This window comes from Streptomyces sp. NPDC057474 (assembly GCF_042802555.1).
Taxonomy (GTDB): Bacteria; Actinomycetota; Actinomycetes; order Streptomycetales; family Streptomycetaceae; genus Streptomyces.
Map to the genome: position 1 here is coordinate 1 of NZ_JBHVDX010000029.1, position 20,575 is coordinate 20,575.

Consider the following 20,575-nt stretch of genomic DNA (forward strand, 5'->3'; position numbering starts at 1 on the left):
CTCGAACGGTTCAAACAAAACGGCGCGGGGTGGAGAATAACATTAACTCGCTGGGCTCATAACCCAGAGGTCGCAGGTTCAAATCCTGTCCCCGCTACTGAAGTTGAAGGCCCGGATCCTCTAAAGGATCCGGGCCTTCGACGTGTTGCCGGGGGAGGTTGGGAAATCTGTGTTTGACTTGTCGCTCTGTGGGCAAGTCGACAAAACGCTGTAGTGACCTCAATGGCTGCGGTATACCAGGTGTATCCAGGTTGCAGGTGGTGCGACGATGGACGTTATGGGGGACAAGGCAACTCTGTTGGAGACAGGGCGGTTTGCGCAGCCTGCCGACTTTGTGATGCCCGCCGAGTCCGGTTCGCCGGCCGAGTCCGTGCGGGCGGCGGACGAGGACGAGACGGGGGACGCCGTAGAGGAGGCGCGTCAGCGGCTCGCAGCCGAAGCCGGTGACGCCGAGGCGATGAGCGTCCTCGGAGCCATGCTGCTGCGCCGCAGCGACCTCGACGGAGCCGAGCCCTATCTGCGGGGCGCCACCGCCGCCGGGGACCGCGCGGCCGCCAACAACCTGGGTGTCCTGCTGCACCAGCGCGGGTACGCCGACGAGGCCGCCAGCTGGTGGCGGATCGCGGCCGTCGCCGGTTCCGCCGCCGCCGCGCACGCGCTCGGTCGGCACCACCGTGAGCGCGGCGACGAACCGGCCGCCGAGTACTGGCTGCGCCAGGCCGCCGAGCAGGGGCACGCGCTGGGCGCGTACGCCCTCGCCGACCTGCTGGAGCACCGCAGCGACGCCGCCGCCGAGCGGTGGATGCGGGTCGCCGCCGAACGTGGGCACCGCGAGGCCGCGTACCGGCTCGCGCGGGCGCTCGACCACCTCGCCGAGCAGGAGGAGCGCGCGGCCGTGCGCGAGGGGCGCAGAGTCGCGCGCGCGGCGTTCGAGATCGGAAGCGCGAGCCGTGAGGCCGCCCGTGGGGGCCGTCCCGTCGTACGCGAACCCCGTGCCGCCGCAGTGCGCGCGGGGGAGCCCGGCGCCGACAACGGTGTCGGGGGAGCCGCCGCCGAGGAGGCCGAGCAGTGGTACCGCCAGGCCGCCGCGCGCGGGCACCGGCGGGCCGCGCTGCACCTCGGGGCGATCCTGGAGCGGCGCGGGGAGCTCAAGGAGGCCGGGCGCTGGTATCTGACCTCCGCCAAGGACGGCGAGCCGCGCGCCGCGTGCGCGCTCGGGTTTCTGCTGCGGGACGCGGGCGACACCGAGAGCGCGGCCGTGTGGTGGCTGCGGGCCGCCCAGGACGGCAACGGCAACGCGGCGAACGCGCTGGGCGCGCTGCACGCCGAGCGCGGTGAGACGCAGACCGCCGAGCGGTGGTACCGGGCCGCGATGGACGCCGGTGACGTCAACGGCGCGTACAACCTCGGGCTGCTCTGTGCCGAGCAGGGGAGGACCGCGCAGGCCGAGCAGTGGTACCGGCGTGCCGCGTACGCCGGGCACCGGGAGGCGGCGAACGCCCTGGCCATCCTGCTGCTCCAGGTCGGTGACGCGTCCGGGGCCGAGCCGTGGTTCTCGAAGGCCGCGGAGGCCGGCAGCGTGGACGCCGCCTTCAATCTGGGCATCCTGTTCGCCGGGCGGGGCGACGATGTGACGGCACTCGTCTGGTACGAGCGGGCGGCCGCCGCCGGGCACACCGAGGCGGCGCTCCAGGTCGCCATCGCGCGGCTGCGGGACGGCGACGAGCGGGCTGCCGAGCGGCATCTGCGATGTGCCGCGGGTGGGGGCAGCGCGGAGGCCGCGTACCGGCTGGCCGCCGTGCTCGACGCGCGCCGGCCGCCCGCGCCCTCGCACGAGCTGGGGGAGCCGGGGCGGGAGAAGAACGAGTGCGAGGAGTGGTACGAGAGGGCCGCGTCGCAGGGGCATCGGCGGGCGCAGGTGCGGGTCGGGATGCTGGCCGCGGGGCGGGGGGACGTGGTGGAGGCGGCTCGGTGGTACCGGGTCGCTGCGGAGTCCGGGTCGCGGAACGGGGCGTTCAATCTCGGGCTGCTGCTGGCTCGGGAGGGTAGTGAGCCGGAGGCCGCGTTGTGGTGGGCTCGGGCCGCCGATGCGGGACATGGGCGGGCGGCCTTGCGGCTCGCGCTCGTCTACGCGCGTCGGGGGGAGCTGGTGGAGGGGAAGCGGTGGGCCGATCGGGCCGTTGCCCTCGGGCCGGCGGAGGTTGCGGAGCGGGCGGCGCGGTTGCGGGATGCGTTGCGGGACGAGTTGTCGGCGTAGGGGTTCGTGGGGCGGGGTTGCGCCGGGCCCGGGGCTGTAAGGGTGCCCGGTGCTGGGGGTGGGCGCGGGCGGGTTTCGCTTACCGGCGCTCGCCGGGTGCCGCTGGGCCCACTCTCCCCACTCCCGGTTTGCTCGAGCGGGAGGTACCCCCATCGCCCCAGCGGCACGACTGCCCGCGGCTATGGCAGGTGGACGTGCCCTGCCGCCGCTGGGTGGGCGCTGTCCCGGCGGCACAGTTGCCCGCTACGGCGGGCGGGCCTCTCCCTGTGGCTGCCTGTGGGTCTGTGGCTGTACTGCGGCTGTACTGCGGCTGTACTGCGGCTGTACTGCGGCTGTGCTGCGGCTGTGCTGCGGCTGTGCTGCGGCGGGGGCGGCTCTTAAGGGATTTGCGCTGGTCGGTCGTGGTGACGTAGTGTTCTGTTCATCGCCGCGGGGTGGAGCAGCTCGGTAGCTCGCTGGGCTCATAACCCAGAGGTCGCAGGTTCAAATCCTGTCCCCGCTACTGAAGGCCGAGGGCCCGGAACCGATCAGGTTCCGGGCCCTCGGTGTATTGCCGTATCGGTTGGTGGAAAAGAGCGGGGCAGCGAGAAGCCCCCGGCGGTTCTGTCTGGCGCCGGGGGCTTTGTCGTGTGTCGGTGGGGCTATGCCGTCGTGCAGGTCGGGCAGACGCCTCGGTAGGTGACCTCTACGTCCGAGACGGTGAAGCCGAAACGCTCGGAGGCGGGGAGGTCGGCGAGGGGGTTGCCGTTGGGGTGGACGTCGCGGATCGTGCCGCACTGGGCGCAGACCAGGTGGTGGTGCGGGCGGTGCGCGTTGGGGTCGTACCGCTTGGCGCGCTTGTCCGTGGCGACCTCGAGCACCTCGCCGAGGGAGACCAGCTCACCCAGGGTGTTGTAGACGGTCGCCCGGGAGATCTCGGGCAGCTTGGCCACAGCGCGCACGTGCACCTCGTCGGCCGTCAGATGGACGTGTTCGCCGTCGAGGACCTCCGCCACGACGCGCCGCTGCGCGGTCATACGCCATCCGCGTCCGCGCAGCCGCTCCAGAAGGTCACTCATACCGGTCAGCGTAACAGCAAGGGGGAACAGATCCCGAACAGGTGTTATTTTGGAGCTTGACTTGCATTGGATTTTATCTAATGTGAGATCTGGTTCGATCGGTAGAGGCTTCGGCAAGCGCCTGGAGGCCGCCGTCCAGGCCCTGTGCGGCTGACCGGGGTTGGACCGCTTGTCGTTGGGGACGGGCCGGGATCTCGTTCGAGGTTCCCGGCCCGTTCGTGTGTCTGTGGTCCGGGGCCGTCCGTGGGTCCGGGGCCGTCTATGCCGGCGCGGGCTGTCGGGCCGGGGTCCAGCAGCGGATGATGTCGCGGACGGAGACGATGCCGATGGGGGCTCCCTGGTCGAGGACGATCAGGTGGCGGAAACCGCCGTGGGTCATGGCGCGGGCCGCTTCCTCCAGGGTCCAGGACGGCGCCGCGAACACGACGTCGGTGGTGGTGTGGGCGTGGGCCCGCTCGGTGTCGGGGCTCTGGCCCAGGCCGACGGAGTTGAGAACATCGCGTTCGGTCAGGATGCCGAGTCCGCCGGCGTCCGGGTCGAGGACCACGGCCGCGCCGATCCGGCGTGCCGACATCAGGGCGGCGGCTTGGCGGAGAGTGTGATCGGGGCCGATGGTGAGGACCAGTGTGCTCATGGCGTCGCGGACGAGCATGGAGTTCAGCCACCTCCTGGAGGACCCCGGTGACAGACAGTTCAGGCCCCGGCGCCGGAGACGCCTATTGAGCGCTGCACAAGTTCACAAGTGGGGGGACTCTCAATGTGGCAGGTAAAGCAGAGGTCAACAAGGGGGCGTGCGTGGTCAGTTCGGGGCGCCCAGGGATCACTCCGGGGCCCCGTACCTATCGGTGGGAGACGGTGGGAGACGGCAGGAGTCAACGGGACCGGTCAGTAGCGTTGGTTCAGGTATCCCAGTAGCTCGTCGTGGAGCAGGCCGTTCGAGGCGGCCGCGTTGCCGCTGTGCGGGCCGGGGCGGCCGTCGAGTCCGGTGAAGCTGCCGCCCGACTCGGTGACGATGATCGCGTTGGCGGCCATGTCCCAGAGGGAGAGCTCGGGTTCGGCGCAGATGTCCACCGCGCCCTCGGCGACCAGCATGTACGGCCAGAAGTCGCCGTACGCGCGCGTGCGCCACACCTCGCGGGTCAGGTCCAGGAATCCGTTGAGGTGGCCGCGCTCCTCCCAGCCGCTGAGGGAGGAGTACGCGAAGGAGGCGTCCGACAGCTCGGCAACGCGGGAGACGTGCAGGCGGGAGGCCGAGCTGAGGCTGCGGCCGGTGAAGGCGCCGTGGCCCTTCGCGGCCCACCAGCGGCGGCCCAGGGCGGGAGCGGAGACGACGCCGACGACGGGCTGGTAGCCGCCCTCGGCCGCCTCCATCAGGGAGATCAGGGTGGCCCAGACGGGGACGCCGCGGACGTAGTTCTTGGTGCCGTCGATCGGGTCGACGACCCAGCGGCGGGGGCCGGTGCCCTCGAGGCCGAACTCCTCACCGAGGATCGCGTCTCGGGGGCGGGCGCGCTGGAGTTGGCCTCGGATGAGTTCCTCGGTGGCCTTGTCGGCCTCGCTGACCGGCGTCATGTCCGGCTTCGTCTCGACCTTCAGGTCGAGGGCCTTGAAGCGGGCCATGGTGGTCGCGTCGGCGGCGTCCGCGAGGACGTGGGCGAAGCGGAGGTCGTCGAGGTATTCGGCCATGTGGCGAACGGTATCTGTCGAGGTCGGTACGGGGCTACAGGGGGCCGGGGGTCGGCTGGGGGCGCGGGGATCGGGGCGGCGGCGGTCGGGCGCCCGGCGGGCGGGGTTGGGCGGGGGAGGTCGCGCAGCCCGGCGCTCACGGGGTGCCGCCTGCTTCCACCCTCCCCACTCTCGGTTTCGCTCGAGCGGGAGGTACACCTATCGCCCCAGCGGCACGATTGCCCGCAGTGCGGACAAGTGAGCTGGTGTGTGGGCGCCGTCGATGCGGCACGCATGTCCCCGGTGGTGGTGGGCACACGACTCGGTGTCGCTGTCGGGTGGGGGCGACTCCAGGTGCTCGAAGTTGTTTGCCCTGTGCTGCTGTCGCAGTGGTCGGCGGTGTGCCTCGGCGTAGCTGTCGTGGCATTCCGTGGTGCGGTTGGGCGTCGTTGGGGTGGGGCTGGAGTGTGCCGCGCATGTTGGCTGGTGTGCGCCCCCAGGGGCCGCCGCGAACCCTTGACAGTGACTCGATGCGCGTCAAATCTGAGGGCCAGAGCCGCCCGCTCGCTTTTAGGGAGGCGATGATGCCTGCAGCGCGGGAATCCTTGTTGGACGCCGCTTACACGGCGCTGGTGCGCCGGCCGTGGTCCGCCGTGCGGATGGTGGACGTGGCGGCGGTGGCCGGAGTGTCACGTCAGACGCTGTACAACGAGTTCGGCAGCAAGGACGGGCTCGCCAGGGCCCTGGTGCGGAGGGAAGCGGACGGCTATCTGGCGGGCGTCGACCGGGCGCTGGCCACCCCCGCGGACACCCGGGACCGGCTGGCCGCGACCGCCGAGTGGACCGTGGCGGCCTCCCGGAACAACGCGCTCGTCCGGGCCATGCTCACCGGCTGCTGGAGCGAGCATCTGCCCTCGCCGACGCTCTCGGCGGTGCCCTCGTCCTCCGCGGTGCCCGCGCAGCGCCGCGCGGACGGACCGTTGCCCGCGCCGGCCGACTTCGTGGCCCTGGTGCGCGAGCGCGCCGTCACTGTGCTGTCCGCGCCCGGCACCCCCAAGTCGGACACGGTGGAGCTGGCCCGTTCCTGCGAACTCGCCGTGCGGCTCGCCCTGTCCTGTGTGGCGGCACCCCCGGGCGAGGGCGGAGTCACGGATCTCGTGCGGACCGCGCTGCCCCGCCAGTTCAGTCGGCACCTCAACCAGCTGTAGCCCCCGTACCTCAACCAGCTGCAGCCCCCGTCGGGAACTATTGCGCCGAACCCGACAGTTGCAGGCCCACGACCCCCACGATCACCAGGCTGATCGAGACGATCTTCAAAGTCGACACGATGTCGCCGAGGAAGATCATCCCGTAGATCGCGGTGCCGGCCGCGCCGATGCCCGTCCAGACGGCGTAGGCGGGGCCGACGTCGAGCTTCTTCAGGGAGAGGGTCAACAGGCCGAAGCTGCCGAGCGCGAAAACGCAGAAGGCGACCGTGGGCCAGAGCCTGGTGAATCCGTGCGAGAGCTTCAGACAGACGGCGAATCCGGTCTCCAGCAGTCCCGCCACGACAACCAGCAGCCACGCCATGTCTCGTCCTCCCGTGTCCCCACGTTCCGTGACCGCTTCGTCTGTTCTCGGCTGATCTCGTCTGGTCTGGGTCCGACTTGGTGTGATTATGCACTTACCGGCTGGACGGGGGCGCAAACAACGCGGAGGTCAGTCGCCTTCCCGTCGTTCGCGTGTCGAGAGGAGCCTGCGCAGCGAGTAAAGGCGGGCGGGGTCCGCGTGCCCGTCCGCGACCCACTGATCCAGCGCGCAGTCCTGCTCGTCGTGACTGCACGCACGCGGGCAGCCCTCCGTGCCCGGCACCAGGTCCGGGAAGGCGTTGATGACCCGGGACGGGTCGATGTGGGCCAGCCCGAACGACCGTACGCCCGGGGTGTCCACCACCCAGCCGCCGTCCGAGTCCGCCAGGGGCAGGGCCAGCGCGGAGGTCGTGGTGTGCCGGCCGCGGCCCGTCACCGCGTTCACATGGCCCGTCGTGCGGCGGCGGTCCTCGGGAACGAGTGCGTTCACCAAGGTCGTCTTGCCCACGCCGGAGTGGCCGACGAACGCCGTGACCTTGCGGTCGAGGTGTTCGCGGATGCGGTCGGCGGCACCGCCCGTCTCCAGTTCCTCACGGCTCGTCACGACGTACGGGATGTCGATGTCGCCGTAGAGCTCCAGGAGTTTGTCGGGCGAGGCCAGGTCCGACTTCGTCAGTACGAGGAGGGGATCCAGGCCGGCGTCGTACGCCGCCACCAGGCAGCGGTCGATCAGACGGGGGCGGGGTTCGGGGTCGGCGAGAGCGGTGACGATGGCGAGTTGGTCGGCGTTGGCGACGACGACGCGCTCGTACGGGTCGTCGTCGTCGGCCGTGCGGCGCAGCACCGACGTACGGTCGGCGATGCGGACGATCCGGGCGAGGGTGTCCTTCTTGCCGGAGAGGTCGCCGACGAGGGCGACGGTGTCGCCGACGACCGCGGCCTTGCGGCCCAGTTCGCGGGCCTTCATCGCGAGGACGATCCGGCCCTCGACGAGACAGGTCAGCCGGCCACGGTCGACGGTGAGGACCATGCCCTCGGCGGCGTCCTCGTGCTTCGGGCGGATGTGCGTACGGGGACGGTTGCCCTTGCGGTTCGGGCGGCTGCGGATGTCGTCCTCGTCGGTGTGCTTGCCGTAACGGCGCATGATCCCGGTCCGCCCGTCAGTTCTTCCCGAGCATCCCGGCCCACAGTTCGGGGAAGTCCGGCAGGGTCTTGGCCGTCGTCGCCACGTTCTCGATCCGCACACCCTCCACCGCGAGGCCGATGATCGCGGCGGCGGTGGCCATGCGGTGGTCGTCGTACGTGTGGAAGACGCCGCCGTGCAGGGGGCGCGGGCGGATGTGGAGGCCGTCGGCGGTCTCGGTGACGTCGCCGCCGAGTTCGTTGATCTCCTTGGTGAGCGCGGCCAGGCGGTCCGTCTCGTGGAGGCGGAGGTGGGCGACGCCGCGCAGGGTCGAGGGGGAGTCGGCGAGGGCTGCGACCGCCGCGATGCCCGGGGTCAGCTCGCCGACCTCGCCCAGGTCCACGTCGATGCCGTGGATCGAACCGGAACCCGTGAACACCAGGCCGTACTCGGTCAGTTCGCAGGTGCCGCCCATCTCCGTGAAGATCTCGCGGAGCTGGTCACCGGGCTGGGTGGTGCGCGTGGGCCAGTCGGGGACGACGACCTTGCCGCCGGTCACCAGGGCCGCCGCCAGGAACGGCTGGGCGTTGGACAGGTCCGGCTCGATCGTCAGGTCGCGGCCGAGCAGGGCGCCCGGCGTGACCCGCCAGACGTTCGGCTCGCCGCCCGACTCCGGGGTGTCCACCTGCGCGCCGACCGAGCGCAGCATGTCGACGGTCATCCGGATGTGCGGCATGGAGGGCAGCGTCGAGCCGATGTGACGGACTTCGACGCCCTGGTTGAAGCGCGGGGCGGACAGCAGGAGCGCCGAGACGAACTGCGATGACGAGGACGCGTCGATCGCCACTGGGCCGCCGTCCAGGGCTCCGCTGCCGTGGACCGTCAGCGGGAGGGCGCCCCGGCCGTCGTCGTCGATCCGGGCGCCGAGGACGCGCAGGGCGTCGATCACGCCGTTCAGGGGGCGCTCGTACGACCGGGGGTCGCCGTCGAAGCGGATGGGGCCGTCGGCGAGGGCGGCCACCGGGGGGAGGAAGCGCATGACCGTGCCCGCGTTGCCGACATCCACCGTGGCCGGGCCGTGCAGTCCGGTGGGCAGGACGCGCCAGGCCTCGCCGGAGCCGCCAGCGACGGAGGAGCTGGACGACACGGTCTCCTCGATGCCGACGCCCATCGCGCGCAGCGCGGCCGCCATCAGGAGGGTGTCGCGGGAGCGGAGGGGGCGGCGCAGCCAGCCGGGCTCGCTCGCGAGGGCGGCGAGCACGAGAGCGCGGTTGGTGACCGACTTGGACCCCGGGACGTGGACCGTCGCGTCGACGGCTCCGCTCGCGTGGGGGGCGGGCCAGAGGGCGGGCTGTGCGTTCAGGGCCATGGGCCCACTTTAGTGGGGGTTCGCTCCGTCGGGTTCAGCCGGTTGACGTGCGTCGCTTGTCGGGTGCGGCGTTCGTCGGGGCTGGTCGCGGGATGGGGTGCCTCGTGATCGACGTCGGCGGCCGCGGGTTTGTTGTGGCCGGTCGCGCCCACGCGGCGGCGCCGTAAATCGATATAGCCCCGCGCCCCTTGTGGGGCGCACCGCGACCGGGGGTGAAAAGTTCCGGAGTCAAAGAGTTTCACAGGTTCAGGAGCCAGCGGCCGCCGCCCAGCAGCGCGCATACCGAGACCACGTGGAACATCAGGAGCCATACCGTCGGCGGTACGTGGGTCAGGCGGGACAACTGGTCCGCGTCGGAGTCGCCGGCCCCTCCCCGGCGGCGCTTCGCCTGGAGTTCGAACGCCGGGCGTACGCCCCCCAGCAGCAGGAACCAGACCACCGCGTAGGCGAAGGCGGCCTGGACCTGGGGGCCCGCCAGCCAGGAGACGATCACGAAGGTGCCGCCGGAGAGGACGACCGTCAGGGCGCCGTAGGCGTTGCGGATCATGACCAGCATGGCGACCAGCAGGATCGTGGCGAGCCAGAGGAGGAGGGTGATGCGGCCGGAGCCGAGGAGGGCGGCGCCGCCGAGGCCGAGTAGCGGGGGAGCGGTGTAGCCGGCGGCGGCGGTGAGGATCATGCCGAGGCCGGTGGGCTTGCCGCGGCTGACGGTGAGGCCGCTGGTGTCGGAGTGCAGCCGGATGCCGGTCAGGGTGCGGCCGGTGAGCAGGGCGAGCAGTCCGTGGCCGCCCTCGTGCGCGATGGTGATGGCGTTGCGCGAGAGCCGCCAGACGCCGTGCGGGACGATCGCCGCGAGCGCGGCGACGGCGGTGGCTATGACGACCCAGAGGTCGGGGTCGGGCTGGGTGCCGAAGACCTCGTTCCACAGGGAGGCCAGCGAGGTGGCTGCGGTGCTTTCCATGTTCTGCGGTGGCTCCTCGGGGTCGCGATCGATCGGGCCGGCGCGGAGCGCCGTCGTCGGGGGTGGTGGTCGGGTGACGGGTGGGCCTGGCAGTGTGGCACTTATGTGCGGACGGTATGCGTCGAGTCGTAGGCCCGAGGATCTCGCAGGAATCTTTGAGATCGAGAAGTGGGAGCCGGAGGAGACCCTGGAGCCCGACTACAACGTGGCTCCCACCAAGGAGGTCTACGCGGTTCTCGACCGCCCTTTGAAGGACGCCGACGACAAGTCGCCGGTTCGCCAGCTGCGGAAGCTGAAGTGGGGTCTGGTCCCGTCCTGGTCCAAGAACCCCGAGGGCGCCGCCCGGATGATCAACGCCCGCGCGGAGACCGTGCACGAGAAGCCGTCGTACCGCCGTGCCTTCGCCACCCGGCGCTGCATCCTGCCCGCCGACGGCTACTTCGAGTGGGTCACCGGCAAGGGGGAGCGGGAGCTGGAGGCCGAGGGGAAGAAGAAGCGGCCGCGCAAGCAGCCGTACTTCGTGCTCCCGGCCGACGGGTCGGTCTTCGCGATGGCCGGGCTGTACGAGTTCTGGCGGGACAAGACGCTGCCGGACGACCACCCGCAGGCCTGGTGGGCGACCTGCTCGGTGATCACGACGGAGGCCGAGACGACCCTGCTGGCCGTGGCCCCGGAGGACGGCCCGCACGCGTTGGCCGAGATTCACCCCCGGATGCCGCTGATGCTCACGCCCGACCGCTGGGACGATTGGCTCGATCCGGCCCGCACGGACCTCGACGACCTGCGCGGGCTGCTCGAACCGCCGCCCGCCGGGCTGATGCGCGCCTATCCCGTCTCCACGGCCGTCAGCAACGTCCGCAACAACAGCCCGGAGCTGCTGAAGGAGCTGGAGGGGCCCGAGGAGGGCACACTCTTCTGACGTGACCGAGATCGAGGCAGCGCGAGAAGAGATCGACACCGAGGCCGGTACGGCCCGCATCACCTGGTACGAGGCCGAGAGGCCGAAAGTGGTCCTCGCCGTCAGTCATGGCGCGGGTGGTGGGATCGAGTCACGTGATCTTCAGGCCCTCGCCGCCGTGCTCCCGGCGCACGGGGTGACCGTCGCCCTGGTGGAGCAGCCGTGGCGGGTGGCCGGGAAGAAGCTGGCGCCCGCGCCGAAGACGCTGGACGTGGGCTGGCGGGGTCTGTGGCCCGCGCTGGCGAAGCCGGGGCTGCCGGTGCTCGCGGGTGGGCGGAGCGCCGGGGCCCGGGTGGCCTGTCGTACGGCGACGGAGCTGGGCGCGGCGGCCGTACTGGCACTGAGTTTTCCGCTGCATCCGCCGGGCAAGCCGGAGAAGTCCCGGGCCGACGAACTGCTCGGGGCCGGGGTGCCCACACTCGTCGTCCAGGGCGGGAACGATCCGTTCGGGAGGCCGGCGGAGTTCCCGGAGGGCTCCTACGGGCTCGTGGAGGTGCCCTACGGCGATCACGGGTTCGCCGTGCCGAAGCGGGCGCCCCTCGGGCAGGAGGAGGCTCTGACGGTGATCACCGACGGTGTCGTGGAGTGGATCGCGTCACTCGGATGACGGGCCGGGCGGCGGGCGGGAATGCTGAGCGGTGGGCCTCTGTTGTGCGGATCAGACAGCGCGAAAGACCGTGCTGACCGTCGTAGGAGAGGAAGTCCGCCGCATGGGTTCGACCTTCTGCCCGAGCCGCAGCAGCCGCGCCGACCTGGACTGGACGGTGCTGCACGCGGCCAAGAGCGGCCCTGTTCGGGCGGCGGCGGGCATGGATCGTCGTCTATCCTCCGATTCTGGTGGTACCGGTTTCGGTATCGCCCAGACGCTGGAGGAGGTGGGTCCGGTCACTGGGACCGACGCAGGGACCGAACGGGGCCAGGCGGAGCAGCCCGAGGGCACCGAGACCGCAGCGGAGCGCAGCGCCCGTTTCGAGCGGGACGCTCTGGAATTCCTCGACCAGATGTACTCGGCCGCGCTGCGCATGACGCGCAATCCGGCCGACGCCGAGGACCTGGTGCAGGAGACGTACGCGAAGGCGTACGCGTCCTTCCACCAGTTCCGCGAGGGCACCAACCTGAAGGCCTGGCTGTACCGCATCCTCACGAACACCTTCATCAACTCGTACCGCAAGAAGCAGCGCGAACCCCAGCGCTCCGCGGCCGAGGAGATCGAGGACTGGCAGCTGGCGCGCGCCGAGTCGCACATGTCGACCGGACTGCGTTCCGCCGAGTCGCAGGCGCTCGATCACCTGCCCGACTCGGACGTGAAGGCAGCGCTGCAGGCGATCCCCGAGGAGTTCCGCATCGCCGTCTATCTCGCCGATGTCGAGGGCTTTGCGTACAAGGAGATCGCCGACATCATGGGGACACCCATCGGTACGGTGATGTCCCGGCTGCACCGTGGCCGCCGTCAACTGCGCGGCATGCTCGAGGACTACGCCCGTGACCGCGGGCTTGTCCCGGCCGGCGCCGGAGAGTCGAACGAAGCGAAAGGCTCGGGCTCATGAGCTGCGGAGAGCCGCATGAGACGGATTGCAGCGAAATCCTCGATCATCTCTACGAGTTCCTCGACCGGGAGATGCCCGACGCCGACTGCACCAAGTTCGAGCACCACTTCGAGGAGTGCTCGCCCTGCCTGGAGAAGTACGGGCTCGAACAGGCCGTCAAGAAGCTGGTCAAGCGATGCTGCGGGCAGGACGACGTGCCCACCGATCTACGGGCCAAGGTGATGGGCCGGATCGATCTGATCCGGTCGGGACAGACTGTGCCCGAGCATGATGTGACGGCCTCGCCGGTCACACCGCAGGAGACCTGAACCGGTTCGTTCGCATGCGGGAGACCTGACGGTCATCCGTTCGCATTGCAGCCCTGATCCCTGAGCCCGTCCCGGGAGCGGCCGTCCGGCCGTTCGTGGAACGGGCTCAGGTCTTGAGCCGGTGGTGGACGGGCTCAGACCTCGAGGCCGTTCTCGATGCGCTTCAGGCCGTGCCGGGCCAGCGCCAGGTTGCTGCGGGAGCGGTCCAGCGCCAGGTAGAGGAAGAGCGACCCCTTGCTGCTGCTCAGCGGGCGGATCAGGTGGTACTGCCGGCCCAGCGTGATCAGGATGTCCTCGATCACGTCGTTCATGTCCAGCGAGGCCAGCGTGCGCATCTTGGAGCGCACCACCTCGGTGTTGCCGGCCGCCGCGAGTTCCAGGTCGAGGTTCTGCCCGCCGCCGAGCGCGCCGAGCGACATACCGCTCTCGTAGTCGACCAGCGCGACACCGATCGCACCGTCGAGGGTCATGGCTTCCTTGAGCGCGGTCTCGATGTTCATATTGCTGCCCCAATTCCTCAGTGCTGCTGACCGGTCACTGTCCGGCCAACTACGATCGAACACGAGTGACCCACCGGTCACAAACATCAACTTTTCTGCGGGTTACGGAAGTTGGCGTTCAAAGTACTGTGCGGCGCGTGGACTTGGAGGGCGAATGGGGGGACTTGAGGAAAGGAAGCCTGCGCTCCAGGCCTCCCTGGACCGGCTTCTCGACTCTCCAGGCGTCACCGGCGTCGCTCTGATCGACGCGGTCACGGGTCTCACTTACGCCGCGGCGGGCGACGTCGCCCAGGCGGGGACGGGGGCGGAGTGCTCGGATCTCGCCACCCTCATCTCCGAGCGGCTCGGCGCGGCGGGGGCCGAGGGGGAGTTGGAAAGCGTGGTCATGACCAGCAGGAGACGCCATCAGGTGCTGCTCTCCGTGGACCGGTCGGCCGGCGACCCGCTGCTGCTGGCAGCCGGTCTCGACCGCGACCGGGCGAACGTGGCTCTGGCGCTGCGCAGTCTCGGCGACCGGGCCCGAGAGGTGCTGGCGTGAAGACTCCCTCGGCACGCAACGTACCCGCGCTTCTACAGGCACTGCATCAGGAGGGCTACACCGGCACGGTACGGGTCTCCGGCTCCCCTGGTGGCACGATTCACCTGCGGGACGGCCTGATCGGCGCGATCGAGACACCGGGCGCGCCGACCGCGACGTCCACGCTGCTCGCCTCGGGCCGGATCGACGACGACGCCTGGCTGGCGGCCTGCGCGGCCGAACCGGACGCCGACCGGCTCGACTTACACCTGGCGGCCGCCGGACTGATCGGCGCTGCCGAGCTGGAGGTCGTCTGCACGGCGGCCGTGTTCGACGGGGCCTTCGCGATGTCGCTCAGCCCGCCCGGCGGCTGGGAGCTGACCGAACGGCAACCCACTCTCCTCGCCCGGCCCGGCGTCGAGCCGCGGCCGCTGGCCGAGGAGACCACCCGCCGCATGGCGCTGCTGACCGGACTGTGGGGCCCCGCGGGCGAACTGGCCCGCGTCCGGCCCGAACCGGTCACCGGCCGCGGCACCCCGGAATCCGACGGGCGGCTGACCCGACGGCACCGGGCCCTCGTCGAGAGCGTCAACGGGCGCCGCACTCCGCGTGACATGGCCTTCGCCCAGGGGCGCGGCCTCTATGCGGTGATGCTGGACCTCATCCGGCTGGAATCGCTCCAGGCCGTCCGATGGGAGACCAGGACCGCGCCCGACACCCGGCCCAGCACCGCGCCCCGGCACCCACAGGGGCAGTCGGCATCCGACGAACCGCCACCGAGAGCCGGTCCCCTGCCCAGACGCAGGCCCGGTGGAGGCTCTCCCACCGGAGACCTCGGAGCGAAGGACGGGTAGTGAGCCCCAACAAAGACCCGGCCCGCAAGCGCCGCATACGCAGCAAGGCCGCCCGCCTCCGACGGCGTTCGGCCCCGAGAGCAGCCGCGGACGACCGCCCGGTCCCGCCCGCCGAAACCCCACCGCCCACCGCACCTGTCCCCACGACCGCGGCACAGCCGCCGTCCACCGAGCCGGGTGGCACGACCGCGGCACAGCCGCCGTCCACCGAGCCGGGTGGCACGGCGGCCGAACAGCCACCGTCCACCCCGTCCGGCGTCGCTGCCGCAGAACGGCCGTCGCGCGCCGAACCCGGTGGCGCCGCCGCGGGACCGCCGCCGTTACCCGTACGGGGCGCCGCACCGGTTCCCGCACCCGCCGGGGGCGACACCTCGGACATCCCGACCGTGCCGCCCCCCTTCCCGCCCCTGTCCCTGCTGTCGGCCGAGGAACTGCGCGCCGACCAACCCTCCGTCGAAATGCTGCGGCGCGTCCGCCGCGGGCTGCGGGCTCTCCCCGAGTCCGACCGGCACCTGTCCGACTAGGGGGTGTTGTGAAAGTCCCGCACAGCACCCGCGGCGCCCGGCACGCTCTCCTCCCTCTCGGCTTCGCTCGAGCGGGAGGTGCCCCCATCGAGGACCTTCGTCCGGCACGCCGAGGCCGCGCACCGGACACCGCGGGCACCGCACAGGACTTTTCACAACACCCTGCCGCTCCGACCGCACACCCACCGCAGACGTCTGGACCAAGGAGCACGTGCCCATGACCGCACACGCATCGACCGAATCGCTGACAGGCATCCTGGCCTCGCTGCGTGACCGGGTGATGGGCGTCGCCGAGAGCGTCCTGTCCACCGTGGACGGACTCCTCGTCGTCGCCGACGTCGACAAGGTCCACCCCGAGTCCGTCGCCGCGCTCGCCGCCGCCACGCTCGGCATCGGCCGACGCATGGCAGACCAGTCCGGCGTCGGCGCGCTCCGCGAGGTCGTCGTCCGGTGCGGCGCCGGGCACGTCATCGTCGTCGCCGTCGGCGAGCGCACCCTCCTGACCGTCATGGGTGACGACGGCCTCGACCTCGCCGCCTTCCAGCGCGAGTCGTTGGCGACCGTGGAGCAGCTCAACAAGGTGCTCGCCGCGGACGTGGCGCACTGAAACGAAGGGTGTCGACGGTTTCGTCGACCGCCGGTGCGGTGCCGGCCGTCGGAGTTCGTCGCCTGTGCGGTCCGTTGTGCGGTCCGTCGCCGGGAAACGGCCCGCGGCCGCTTTCGGAACGGTCGTCACAGGAACGGTCGTCACAGGAACGGTCGTGACAGGAACGGCACTTCGCTGCTTCACTCGAAGGAGTTAATCCGGCCATCGTGGCCCCATGGATTCACCCGTAGCCGCCCCCTCCCGTTCCGGCCCGTCCCAGGCTCCGGAGCCTGAACTCGGGAGGGTGCCATGGGGCCGGTGCCGACATGGGCACGTGTGTACGTCGCCTGTGTCGTGCTCGGCGCCCTGGCCTGTCTCGCACCGTTGCCGGACGTCCACGTCCCGTGGTGGGCGGTGGTCCTGCTCGCCGCGCTGTACGCCGGGTACGAGCAGATCACCCGGTGCCCTTTCATGGGCCACCGCGCTCCCAAGGGGGTGGGCACCTTCTTCCCGGTCCTCCTCGCCGGGGCCTTTCTGCTGCCGCCGCCCGCCGCCCGCCGCCCGCCGCAGCGCTCGTGGCCGTGCCGGGGGCGCTGATCTCCCGGGTCGAGCAGCGGCCGCGAGGGCTCCGGCGGATCCGGCGGGCCGGCCGGCCCGCCCTCGCGGTGTGGGCCGCCTCACGCGCGCACGGGGCGCTCGGCGGCCGGGACGCGGTCGCCGGCCCCGACTTCCCGTACGCACTGCTGCCCGCCGGGGCCGCGGCGCTGGTGTTCTGCGCGGTGCTCACCCTGCTCGACGGCGGCATCCTGGTGCTCGCCGAGCGGGTGCCCGTGCGGGGAGCCTGGAAGGGGCTCTTCCCGCGGTCGTCGGCGCCCGTCACCGTGCACGGGCTCGCCGGCTTGAGGGGCTGTGGGCACTGCCGGTCTTCTCCCTCCCCCTCCTGCTCACCCAGCAGTCGTTCCGGCGGTACGCGGCCGTGCGGACCACCTACCGGCAGACCATCGCCTCGCTCGCCCGGGCCACGGAGATCGCCGGGTACACCCCGGCCGGGCACGCCCGGCGCGTGGCCGTCCTCAGCCGTGGGGTGGGGCGGGAGCTGGGGCTCGGCGAGCCGGAGCTGACCGTGCTGGAGTACGCGGCACTGATGCACGACATCGACCGGCTGAGCCTCGTCGACCCCGTGCCGGCCGGGGCCACCGCCGGGCTCCCGGTGACCGAGCAGCGCCGGATCGCGCTGTTGGGCGGCGCTGTCGTACGGCAGACCGGGGTGGACGCCGCGGTCGCCGTGGTGGTGGAGCGGCAGGCGGATCCGTACCGTGAGCAGCCGGTGGGCGCGCGGATCGTGCGGGTCGTGAACGCATACGAGGAGAAGGTCCGGGCAGCAGGGCCCGGAGGGCCGCTCAGGGCGCTGGAGGAACTGCGGCTGGGGACGGCCCGGGACTATCACCCGGAGGTGGTGGAATCGCTCGCGAGGGTACTGTCGAGAGACTGTCTGACCCTGCCCGCGGTGGGGTAACCCATGGGTAATGAGCGGCCTTACATCCGGTCGTGGTTGGATGCGAGGGAGAGGGTGTACCGGGGGCGACGGCCAGCCCACTCCGATGGAACTGGCAGGCGGGAACCGTAACTGGCAGGCGGGAATCGTGAGGATCTTCGGCAAGGGACGGCATCGGCCCTCCGCCTCTTGGCGGCAGGCCACCGATCGTGCGTTCACGCTGATCGGCGACGGTCGGTACGAGGACGCGGGCGCGTTGCTGACACGTGCCGCGGACCTGGAGCCGTGGCTGTCCGAGTCCTGGTTCAACCTCGCCCTGCTGCACAAGTTCCGGCATGACTGGGAGCAGGCGCGGGCGGCCGGTCTCAGGGCCGTCGCGCTGCTCGACCGCGAGACCGGCGCGCCCGACTGGTGGAATGTGGGCATCGCCGCGACCGCTCTGCAGGACTGGCCACTGGCCCGCCGCGCCTGGCAGGCGTACGGGCTGCGAGTGCCCGGAGGCGGCTCCCGGTCGAAGCCGGGGAGCGGCCCCGGCGACACCGGGGAGCCGGTGGGCATGGACCTCGGCAGCGCGGTCGTACGGCTCTCGCCGGAGGGCGAGGCCGAGGTCGTGTGGGGGCGGCGGCTCGATCCCGCGCGGATCGAGGTGCTCTCCATTCCGCTGCCGTCGTCCGGGCGGCGCTGGGGTGAGGTCGTCCTGCACGACGGGGTGCCGCACGGGGAGCGGACCACGGCCGTGGGGCACGCGTATCCGGTGTTCGACGAGATCGAGTTGTGGGCGCCGTCTCCGGTGCCGACGTGGGTGGTGCTGCTGGAGGCCGCGACCGAGGCGGACCGGGACGCGCTGGAGCGGCTCGCGGCGGACGCCGGGTTCGCGGCGGAGGACTGGTCGTCGTCGGTGCGGTTGTTGTGCCGGCTGTGCTCGGAGTCGCGGATGCCTTCGGACGAGGGCGACGGGGATCATCTCGATCCGCACGATCACAGTGAGCCGGGACATCCCGGGCCGCTGGGGCATGTGACGGACGGGCAGTTGTGGGCGCCGGAGCGGGAGTGCGGGATCGCCGCGCCGGCTTCGTTGGTTCGGGGGTTGTTGGACGGGTGGGTCGCCGACAGCCCTGATTCCAGGGATTGGCGGGATCTGGAAGAGGTTTGTTAGCGGTCGTTCGGCTGCGGGCTGTGTGGCTGGTCGCGCCCGCGCGGTGGAGCCGCGAGTGTCACAGCCCCGCACCCCTGCAGGGGCGGTGCCCGTACCCTGTATCAGCAGCTTCACACCCTGTTTTTCTGAGGAAGGCGTACGTCTGTCATGGCCCAGCAGGACACCGATCAGCAGCACGCGGGCGTGCTCCCCGTCGATGACGAGGGGTTCGTCGTCGACACGGAGGACTGCGAGGAGCGTGAGCAGGCGTATCGGGAGCGTGGCACGTCGCTGCCGATCACCGTGGTCGGGAACCCGGTGCTGCACAAGGAGTGCAAGGACGTCACGGAGTTCGGCGACGAACTGGCGAAGCTGGTGGACGACATGTTCGCCAGCCAGCGCACGGCGGAGGGCGTGGGCCTGGCCGCGAATCAGGTCGGCGTCGATCTGAAGGTGTTCGTGTACGACTGCCCGGACGACGAGGGCAAGCGGCACACCGGTGTGATCTGCAACCCCAAGCTGGTCGAACTGCCCGCCGAGACGCGCCGGTTGGACGACAGCAACGAGGGCTGCCTGTCGGTGCCGACCGCGTACATGCCGCTCGCCCGCCCCGACTACGCCGAGGTCACCGGGCAGGACGAGAAGGGCAACCCGATCAAGGTGCGTGGCACCGGCTACTTCGCGCGTTGTCTGCAGCACGAGACCGACCACCTGTACGGCTACCTGTACATCGACCGACTCTCCAAGCGCGACCGCAAGGACGCGCTGCGGCAGATGGCCGAGAGCGAGCCCCGGTACCCCGTGGTCGCGAACGACTGAGAACGGGGAACGGCGGCTGAGGCACGGGGCTTCGCCCGTGCCGGGGCCGCTGTCAGGCGACCTGCGGGCCCCGGAAGGTCCGGCGGTAGGCCTGCGGAGTCGTGCCCAGTGACCGTACGAACTGATGGCGCAGGGCGGCGGCGGTGCCGAAGCCGGTGCGCCAGGCGATCGCGTCCACCGTCTCGTCCGTCGCCTCCAGCAACCGCTGGGCCAGCAGTACCCGTTGGCGCAGGATCCAGCGGTACGGCGTGGTCCCGGTCTCCTGCTGGAAGCGGCGGGCGAACGTGCGCGGTGACATGTGCGCGCGGGCGGCGAGCTGCTCGACAGTGACCTCCTCGTCGAGGTGCTGCTCCATCCACGCGAGCACCTCGCCGACCGTGTCGCACTGCGAGCGGGGCAGCGGTCGGTCGATGTACTGCGCCTGGCCGCCGTCGCGGTGCGGCGGTACCACCATCCGCCGGGCGATCTTGTTGGCGACCTCCGGTCCCTGCTCCTTGCGGACGATGTGCAGACAGGCGTCGATGCCGGCCGCCGTGCCCGCCGAGGTGATCACCGGGTCCGCGTCCACGTACAGCACGTCCGGTTCGACCACCGCCCGCGGATACTGCCGGGCCAGCTCCTCGGCATGCCGCCAGTGCACCGCGCACGGCCGCCCGTCCAGCAGGCCTGCCGCGCCGAGTACGAACACCCCCGAGCACACGCTCAGCACCCGGGCGCCCCGGTCGGCGGCCCGGCGCAGCGCGTCCAGCAGCTCGGCCGGGTAGATCCGCCGCACATAGCTCTCGCCCGCCGGTACGACGACCAGGTCGGCCTCTTCGAGCCGGTCCAGGCCGTACGGCGTGGAGATCGTGAACCCGGCGTGCGTCCGCAGGGTCGGGCCCTCCGCCGACGTGACCGCGAAGTCGTACACCGGCAGACCCTCGTCGCTGCGGTCGAGGCCGAAGACCTCGCAGACGACACCCAGTTCGAAGGGATGCACGCCCTCCATGAGGACGGTGGCCACGTTCTTCAGCATGGTGTCAGTCTGCCTCGAAAGTGGCAGGAATTCGAGGGGGTGCGGCAGTCCTGCCACTGTTTGTAAGGAGTGTTCGGCGCGACAGTGGTGTCCATGGAAACGACACAGCTGCAAGGACTCATCGGAACACTGGCCGTTATCGGACTGCTCGCCCTGGTCGTGCTGCCCGCGATCGTCGGCGTCGTGCACGACTGGCGCGTCGACCGGCAGCTCAGGCGGGCGGAGGAGCGGCGGGCCTCGCACCGCATCGCCCGCGCCGCCTGATCGAATATCTGTACGCATCGGCCGACCCCCTGTGTAGCCTCTCCTCGACCCA

24 protein-coding genes, 2 tRNA genes and 1 pseudogene are annotated in these 20,575 nt (G+C 71.2%); 17 read left to right on the forward strand and 10 right to left on the reverse strand.

Annotated elements, in window-relative coordinates:
- Positions 1 to 23 precede the first annotated feature (23 nt).
- From ACFU53_RS11190 to ACFU53_RS11200, 3 genes are all read left to right on the forward strand, one after another.
- Positions 24 to 97 (forward strand) — tRNA-Met (locus tag ACFU53_RS11190).
- A 171-nt stretch (positions 98 to 268) separates the two neighbouring features.
- Positions 269 to 2,257, forward strand: a complete 1,989-nt coding sequence (locus ACFU53_RS11195) for a sel1 repeat family protein (RefSeq protein ID WP_383989131.1) — start codon at positions 269 to 271, stop codon at positions 2,255 to 2,257.
- 428 nt (positions 2,258 to 2,685) lie between these two features.
- Positions 2,686 to 2,759, forward strand: a tRNA-Met gene (locus ACFU53_RS11200).
- A 139-nt stretch (positions 2,760 to 2,898) separates the two neighbouring features.
- Here ACFU53_RS11200 and ACFU53_RS11205 read toward each other — a convergent pair.
- The 3 genes from ACFU53_RS11205 to hisN form a co-directional block, all read right to left on the reverse strand.
- Positions 2,899 to 3,315: a Fur family transcriptional regulator gene (locus tag ACFU53_RS11205; protein WP_383989135.1), complete on the reverse strand. Its 417-nt coding sequence runs from the start codon at positions 3,313 to 3,315 to the stop codon at positions 2,899 to 2,901.
- A 259-nt stretch (positions 3,316 to 3,574) separates the two neighbouring features.
- Positions 3,575 to 3,967: a cyclic nucleotide-binding/CBS domain-containing protein gene (locus ACFU53_RS11210; RefSeq protein ID WP_383989138.1), complete on the reverse strand. Its 393-nt coding sequence runs from the start codon at positions 3,965 to 3,967 to the stop codon at positions 3,575 to 3,577.
- Positions 3,968 to 4,200: 233 nt separating this feature from the next.
- The gene (gene hisN / locus ACFU53_RS11215) at positions 4,201 to 5,001 is read right to left on the reverse strand and encodes a histidinol-phosphatase (RefSeq protein WP_383989141.1); all 801 of its coding nucleotides are present in this window, start codon (positions 4,999 to 5,001) and stop codon (positions 4,201 to 4,203) included.
- 560 nt (positions 5,002 to 5,561) lie between these two features.
- Here hisN and ACFU53_RS11220 point away from each other — a divergent pair.
- Positions 5,562 to 6,188 (forward strand): TetR/AcrR family transcriptional regulator, encoded by a 627-nt coding sequence (locus ACFU53_RS11220; RefSeq protein WP_383989293.1) that lies wholly within the window; start codon positions 5,562 to 5,564, stop codon positions 6,186 to 6,188.
- A gap of 37 nt (positions 6,189 to 6,225) precedes the next feature.
- Here the strand turns inward: ACFU53_RS11220 and ACFU53_RS11225 are convergent, their stop codons facing one another.
- The 4 genes from ACFU53_RS11225 to ACFU53_RS11240 form a co-directional block, all read right to left on the reverse strand.
- The gene (locus ACFU53_RS11225; RefSeq protein ID WP_200304996.1) at positions 6,226 to 6,549 is read right to left on the reverse strand and encodes a multidrug efflux SMR transporter; all 324 of its coding nucleotides are present in this window, start codon (positions 6,547 to 6,549) and stop codon (positions 6,226 to 6,228) included.
- A gap of 129 nt (positions 6,550 to 6,678) precedes the next feature.
- Positions 6,679 to 7,692, reverse strand: coding sequence for a ribosome small subunit-dependent GTPase A (gene rsgA / locus ACFU53_RS11230; protein ID WP_383989145.1), 1,014 nt, complete (start codon positions 7,690 to 7,692; stop codon positions 6,679 to 6,681).
- A gap of 16 nt (positions 7,693 to 7,708) precedes the next feature.
- Positions 7,709 to 9,040: a 3-phosphoshikimate 1-carboxyvinyltransferase gene (aroA, locus tag ACFU53_RS11235; RefSeq protein ID WP_383989148.1), complete on the reverse strand. Its 1,332-nt coding sequence runs from the start codon at positions 9,038 to 9,040 to the stop codon at positions 7,709 to 7,711.
- A 238-nt stretch (positions 9,041 to 9,278) separates the two neighbouring features.
- Entirely contained in the window at positions 9,279 to 10,001 is a 723-nt protein-coding gene (locus ACFU53_RS11240; RefSeq protein ID WP_383989151.1) for a M50 family metallopeptidase, read from the reverse strand.
- 103 nt (positions 10,002 to 10,104) lie between these two features.
- Here ACFU53_RS11240 and ACFU53_RS11245 point away from each other — a divergent pair, with 103 nt between their 5' ends.
- The 4 genes from ACFU53_RS11245 (at position 10,105) to rsrA (ending at position 12,814) form a co-directional block, all read left to right on the forward strand.
- Positions 10,105 to 10,920 (forward strand): SOS response-associated peptidase, encoded by an 816-nt coding sequence (locus ACFU53_RS11245; RefSeq protein ID WP_383989154.1) that lies wholly within the window; start codon positions 10,105 to 10,107, stop codon positions 10,918 to 10,920.
- 1 nt (position 10,921) lies between these two features.
- Positions 10,922 to 11,566: an alpha/beta family hydrolase gene (locus ACFU53_RS11250; protein ID WP_383989157.1), complete on the forward strand. Its 645-nt coding sequence runs from the start codon at positions 10,922 to 10,924 to the stop codon at positions 11,564 to 11,566.
- A gap of 268 nt (positions 11,567 to 11,834) precedes the next feature.
- The gene (sigR, locus tag ACFU53_RS11255; RefSeq protein WP_045559042.1) at positions 11,835 to 12,506 is read left to right on the forward strand and encodes an RNA polymerase sigma factor SigR; all 672 of its coding nucleotides are present in this window, start codon (positions 11,835 to 11,837) and stop codon (positions 12,504 to 12,506) included.
- Positions 12,503 to 12,814, forward strand: a complete 312-nt coding sequence (gene rsrA / locus ACFU53_RS11260) for a mycothiol system anti-sigma-R factor (RefSeq protein ID WP_383989160.1) — start codon at positions 12,503 to 12,505, stop codon at positions 12,812 to 12,814. The genes sigR and rsrA overlap by 4 nt, the downstream gene beginning before the upstream one ends.
- 134 nt (positions 12,815 to 12,948) lie before the next feature.
- On the opposite strand, the gene ACFU53_RS11265 is transcribed toward rsrA, so the two are convergent.
- On the reverse strand, positions 12,949 to 13,314 hold the full coding sequence (locus tag ACFU53_RS11265; RefSeq protein ID WP_383989163.1) for a hypothetical protein: 366 nt from the start codon (positions 13,312 to 13,314) through the stop codon (positions 12,949 to 12,951).
- 196 nt (positions 13,315 to 13,510) lie between these two features.
- On the opposite strand from ACFU53_RS11265, the gene ACFU53_RS11270 reads away from it, so the two are divergent.
- From ACFU53_RS11270 to ACFU53_RS11290, 5 genes are all read left to right on the forward strand, one after another.
- Positions 13,511 to 13,852: a hypothetical protein gene (locus ACFU53_RS11270; protein ID WP_383989296.1), complete on the forward strand. Its 342-nt coding sequence runs from the start codon at positions 13,511 to 13,513 to the stop codon at positions 13,850 to 13,852.
- On the forward strand, positions 13,849 to 14,685 hold the full coding sequence (locus ACFU53_RS11275; protein ID WP_383989166.1) for a hypothetical protein: 837 nt from the start codon (positions 13,849 to 13,851) through the stop codon (positions 14,683 to 14,685). The genes ACFU53_RS11270 and ACFU53_RS11275 overlap by 4 nt, the downstream gene beginning before the upstream one ends.
- Positions 14,685 to 15,209, forward strand: a complete 525-nt coding sequence (locus ACFU53_RS11280) for a hypothetical protein (RefSeq protein ID WP_383989169.1) — start codon at positions 14,685 to 14,687, stop codon at positions 15,207 to 15,209. Before ACFU53_RS11275 ends, ACFU53_RS11280 begins: the two co-directional genes overlap by 1 nt.
- A 217-nt stretch (positions 15,210 to 15,426) precedes the next feature.
- Entirely contained in the window at positions 15,427 to 15,816 is a 390-nt protein-coding gene (locus ACFU53_RS11285) for a roadblock/LC7 domain-containing protein (protein WP_383989171.1), read from the forward strand.
- A 288-nt stretch (positions 15,817 to 16,104) separates the two neighbouring features.
- The gene (locus ACFU53_RS11290; protein WP_383989174.1) at positions 16,105 to 16,392 is read left to right on the forward strand and encodes a hypothetical protein; all 288 of its coding nucleotides are present in this window, start codon (positions 16,105 to 16,107) and stop codon (positions 16,390 to 16,392) included.
- An 80-nt stretch (positions 16,393 to 16,472) separates the two neighbouring features.
- Here the strand turns inward: ACFU53_RS11290 and ACFU53_RS11295 are convergent, their stop codons facing one another.
- A complete protein-coding gene (locus tag ACFU53_RS11295) occupies positions 16,473 to 16,712 on the reverse strand; it encodes a hypothetical protein (protein WP_383989305.1) in 240 nt (79 codons plus the stop codon).
- On the opposite strand from ACFU53_RS11295, the pseudogene ACFU53_RS11300 reads away from it, so the two are divergent.
- From ACFU53_RS11300 to def, 3 genes and pseudogenes are all read left to right on the forward strand, one after another.
- A pseudogene (locus tag ACFU53_RS11300) lies at positions 16,694 to 17,311 on the forward strand (HD-GYP domain-containing protein); the annotation flags it as partial. The gene ACFU53_RS11295 and the pseudogene ACFU53_RS11300 sit on opposite strands and share 19 nt — an antisense overlap.
- A 127-nt stretch (positions 17,312 to 17,438) precedes the next feature.
- Positions 17,439 to 18,446, forward strand: a complete 1,008-nt coding sequence (locus tag ACFU53_RS11305) for a tetratricopeptide repeat protein (protein WP_383989177.1) — start codon at positions 17,439 to 17,441, stop codon at positions 18,444 to 18,446.
- 147 nt (positions 18,447 to 18,593) lie between these two features.
- On the forward strand, positions 18,594 to 19,244 hold the full coding sequence (def, locus tag ACFU53_RS11310) for a peptide deformylase (protein WP_383989180.1): 651 nt from the start codon (positions 18,594 to 18,596) through the stop codon (positions 19,242 to 19,244).
- Positions 19,245 to 19,296: 52 nt separating this feature from the next.
- On the opposite strand, the gene ACFU53_RS11315 is transcribed toward def, so the two are convergent.
- Positions 19,297 to 20,259 (reverse strand): GlxA family transcriptional regulator, encoded by a 963-nt coding sequence (locus ACFU53_RS11315; protein WP_383989183.1) that lies wholly within the window; start codon positions 20,257 to 20,259, stop codon positions 19,297 to 19,299.
- 93 nt (positions 20,260 to 20,352) lie between these two features.
- Here ACFU53_RS11315 and ACFU53_RS11320 point away from each other — a divergent pair, with 93 nt between their 5' ends.
- Complete coding sequence (locus tag ACFU53_RS11320; RefSeq protein WP_383989186.1) at positions 20,353 to 20,523, forward strand: hypothetical protein; 171 nt, start codon at positions 20,353 to 20,355, stop codon at positions 20,521 to 20,523.
- Positions 20,524 to 20,575 lie beyond the last annotated feature (52 nt).